This window comes from Streptomyces hygroscopicus subsp. hygroscopicus, from assembly GCF_001553455.1.
In the GTDB taxonomy this organism is placed as follows: Bacteria; Actinomycetota; Actinomycetes; order Streptomycetales; family Streptomycetaceae; genus Streptomyces; species Streptomyces hygroscopicus.
The window spans coordinates 1-1,571 of the sequence record NZ_BBOX01000480.1 but is presented as its reverse complement, the minus strand read 5'-3'; the positions used below and the strand labels follow the sequence as shown (position 1 = coordinate 1,571).

The 1,571-nt window shown below is 71.4% G+C and carries 1 protein-coding gene; it reads right to left on the bottom strand.

What is annotated here, in order from left to right; all coding sequences use genetic code 11:
- Positions 1-368: 368 nt before the first annotated feature.
- Positions 369-1,334 carry a S1 family serine peptidase gene (locus tag AXW62_RS36665; protein ID WP_060948211.1) on the bottom strand — a complete coding sequence of 322 codons (966 nt, stop codon included), beginning with the start codon at positions 1,332-1,334 and terminating at the stop codon, positions 369-371.
- Between the last annotated feature and the right edge of the window lie 237 nt (positions 1,335-1,571).

Below are 1,571 nucleotides of genomic sequence, written 5' to 3'. Positions count from 1 at the left end.
CCTCGCCGACGCGGAGACATCGGCCGCGATACCCACCTTGGTGCCGACCTCGGCGCCGGAACCGCCCGTGGACCTGCCGGAGCCGCCGGAGGAACCCCCGGAACCGCCCGGGGCGATGGCCGAGGCGGCCGCGGACGGGCTCCCCTTGGCGTCGTTCCCGGAGCCGCCACCCCCGCAGGCGGTGAGCGAGAGCGCGGCAGCGGCGATCAGCGACGCGGCGGCGACGGTACGGGGACGGCTGCGACGGACAGCGGTCTTGCGGGCGGGGCGGGGCGCGGTGCGCTCTTGGGGGGTGAGCGTGTCGGAGAGGGTGAAGGACGGCAGCCCTTTGGTGAGGGGGCCGCCGTCTTGGGTTGCGGCGGGTGCACTCAGGCGGCGTGGCGGGTCTTACGGCGGCGTACGGCGAGGGCAGTGCCGCCACCGGCGGCGATCAGCGTGGCGGCCACGCCGGCAATCGCCGCGGTGTTGTCGTTCGTGCCGGTCTCGGCGAGGTCGGAGCCCTTGGCCACAGTCGACGGAGCGCTGTTGGTCTTCATGGTCGTGTCGATCCAGCCCGCGTAGGCGGGCGCGCTGGTGTAGAGGCCGGGGCCCTGCGAGCACGGCACTTTCGGGGCGCCGGGCCCCGAGGTGACGCCGATCAGCTCCCAGCGGCCGTTCCGGCCCTTTTGGACCTGCGGTCCGCCGGAGTCCCCGAAGCACGCCATGGCCTTGGGCACGGTGGTGATCGTGCACAGCCGGGTCCGGTCCGCGTAGCCGGGCGCGCACTCGGACTCGGCGCCCCTGCGGGTGTTCAGCTCCTGCAGCCGGTCCGGGAACTTCAACTCGGTGTCGGCGGTGGTGCCGAAGCCCAGGAGCCGGGTCGGCGTGCCGGGCCGCCCTGCCTGCTCGGCGATCTTGATCGGTTGCTGGGCGACCGGGCGGTCCAGGCGTATCAGCGCGATGTCGTTCTTGTTGGCGGCCTTGTTGTCGCCGTTCACATAGCCGGGATGGACGAAGGTCCGGTCGATCTTCCGGACGGTGCCGCCGGACTTGCGGTAGTCGCTGCCGACCCGCACGATGCCGTCCAGCTTGATGCCCTCGACCGTCAGGCAGTGAGCCGCCGTCAGCACCCACTGCTGATCGATCAGCGACGCTCCACAGTTCCCGTCGATCAGTCCCTGGTCCGGGGCCGACTCGGGGATGGTCGCCATGAACGGGTACCGCTCGGTGGAGTCCGATCCGTTGACGATGGCTCCGGCACTGCCGGCCATGACGGTGACGCAGGCCGCAGCAGCGAAAGCGCCGACGGCAGCGGTGCGGGCGGTACGGCGGCGCAGCGGCTTGAAGCTGAACACAGAAGGGGGTCCCCTTTGGGCTTGGTGGATCCGTATGCATGCAGCCTCGTCGTCGGATGCCTGCCGGACCATCCCGGCAGCGGGCCGGTCGATGGTGAGGCCAGCCCTCCCTCTGCACTGGGGAAAACCCGGCGCCCGGAGTATGGCTTGCCCGGCGAGCGACTTCGCAAAGCGCCGGACAAGCCCCCGGAAGCAGCCACCGGCCCTGGAGCCAGGACACAGACGAATACGCCCTAA